2 protein-coding genes are annotated in these 1,251 nt (G+C 67.2%); one reads left to right on the forward strand and one right to left on the reverse strand.

The genetic code is table 11. From position 1 onward, the window contains the following. Positions 1-558: aldehyde dehydrogenase family protein (locus AC1DY5_RS56195; RefSeq protein ID WP_478122800.1), on the reverse strand; the 558-nt coding region annotated here is incomplete at its 3' end. 122 nt (positions 559-680) lie between these two features. Here AC1DY5_RS56195 and AC1DY5_RS56200 point away from each other — a divergent pair. Next, the coding region (locus tag AC1DY5_RS56200) for a LysR family transcriptional regulator (RefSeq protein WP_478122801.1) at positions 681-1,251 on the forward strand (571 nt) is incomplete at its 3' end.

Consider the following 1,251-nt stretch of genomic DNA (forward strand, 5'->3'; position numbering starts at 1 on the left):
GTGCAGCGCCTCGGTGACCAACTGAGTCTGGATGGCGCTCATCTCACTGGGCTTGATGACCACGGTGCAGCCGGCGGCCAGTGCGGTGGCCAGTTTGCTGCAGATGAAGCCGGCATTGGAATTCCAAGGCGTGATGAGGCCTGCCACTCCGACGGGCTCCATCACCACCTGGGCGCTGCCCACTTGGCGGGTGAGCGGGTAGTGCTCGAGCGTCTTCGCCGCCAGCAGGAAGGACTCTGCCGCATACGACGCAACCCAGTTGGCGCGGGACACCGGGCCGCCGTATTCCTCGGTGGTGGCCGCATTGATGTCGTCGGCGCGGGCCAGCACCGCGCCGTGCAGGCGATGAAGCAGCGCGATGCGCTCGGCCTTGGTGATACGCGCATAGGCGGGCCACGCGCGTTTGGCGGCGGCGATGGCCCGCAGCGCGTCTTCGCGGTCACCCAGGGTGACGTGGCCGATGCCGGCCTCGGTGGCGGGGTTGATCAGCTCGGCCCGTTCGCGCCCGTGGGGGGTGACAAAGGCGCCATTGATGTAGATCTGGTCGATGTTGCGCATGGTGATGGTCCTGTTGGATCGCTAGAGAAAAATCCGGCATGGATCAAATTTAGGGGGCGGGCATTGACTTGAGAAGCCAGCCAAATCACCATACAGCATTCAGGTAATCAGGACAATCCGTCATGCACAGCAACGGGCTGGTAGAGCTGGAGGCGGTGCTGGCGGTGGCCCGGCACGGCGGCTTCAGGGCGGCAGCGACCGCCATGGGAATGTCGCGCTCGGCCCTCAGCGCCACCGTGGCGGGGCTGGAGGTGCGGCTGGGCGTGCGCCTGTTCAATCGCACCACGCGCAGCGTGGCCACCACCGAGGCGGGCGAGCAGTTCATCGCGCGCATCGCACCGGCGCTGGCCGACATCCGCAGCGCCATAGAGGCGACCAACGAGCTGCGCGACACGCCTGCCGGCACCTTGCGGCTCAACACCTCACTCGGGGCGGCGCAGATGATCTTCGCGCCGGTGGTGCTGGAGTACCTGCGCCGTTACCCGGACATGAAGGTGGACATCGTGACCGAGCGCCGGCTGGTCGACATTGTGGCCGAGGGCTTCGACGCCGGCATCCGCCTGGCCGAGTCCGTACCGCGCGACATGGTGGCGGTGCCCATGGGCGGCGAGCAGCGGATGGTGGTCGTCGCATCGCCGCAATACCTTCAAACGCACCCTGCGCCCCGGGTGCCCGCCGACTTGATGGCGCACC

It is taken from the genome of Variovorax sp. P4_D9, assembly GCF_056401695.1.